The 928-nt window shown below is 46.0% G+C and carries 1 protein-coding gene; it reads right to left on the bottom strand.

Annotation, left to right across the window (positions count from 1 at the left end; all coding sequences use genetic code 11):
• On the bottom strand, positions 1-928 hold a 928-nt coding region (locus AC1DWB_RS36160; RefSeq protein ID WP_477545871.1), incomplete at both ends, for an MFS transporter.

The following is a 928-nucleotide window of genomic DNA, read 5'->3' on the forward strand; positions in this document are numbered from 1 at the left end:
ACATTGTTCAACCCGTTGCTAATTCCAAATGCAGCTAAAGCCAAACACACACTGATAACCGGTGAAGTTTGATTCAATGTCACGATCCACACTGACCCAAATGTCATCAGTATTCCGGACACGAGCAATGCTGGTCGAGGTCCTGATTTATCGATCCATCGGCCTGCTATTGGAGAAGTAACGAGCGAGCACAAGCCTAAGCTTAGCATGAGAATCCCTGTATGGAACTCGCTGACATGACGTACCGATTGCAAGTAGGACGGAAGCCCAAAAAAGAGCGAGTAAAAAAGTACGTTAACGAGCATGAATTCGACATTGACCCAAGTCATCGCAGGATATTTGGCGAATGTGCGCAAAGGAATAAAGGGTGACTTCGCTTTTAACTCATGTCGTACGAAAGCCGCAAGTAGCACGAGGCCTATCAGCCCGACAATAACATTACTTAATGAGATTTGCCCAGATGATTTTGCTGACAGTAATCCAACGAGCAGGGCAACAAGACCCACTGTGAATAGCAGGATCCCTGACGCATCAATCAAATCAAACCATTTACGAAAGGACATGCCCAGTGCAACGGATGTTGACGGTTCGTCCTTAGGAATATTCCTCCAAGCTAATAGAAAACTCACCACCACGAACGGAATATTGACGAAAAAGATAGCAGGCCAGCCCCACCAGTGAATTATGACCCCGCCAATAAAGGGTCCAATTGCTGCCGCTCCGGATAGGAATATGGACAAAACAGACAGCGCAGTCGCTTGTTTCTCCGTAATATGAATGCGTACAATGGCCATTCCAACTGCAACCATCATGCTTGTTCCGATGGATTGAACAATGCGGAAAACGATGAGCCATCCAAAGTTTGGTGATTGAGGAGCTAATAATGATGCAACGAAAGCTACAACAAGCCCGATAAGAAATATCCTCC

The sequence above is a fragment of the Paenibacillus sp. P4_E11 genome, assembly GCF_056401635.1.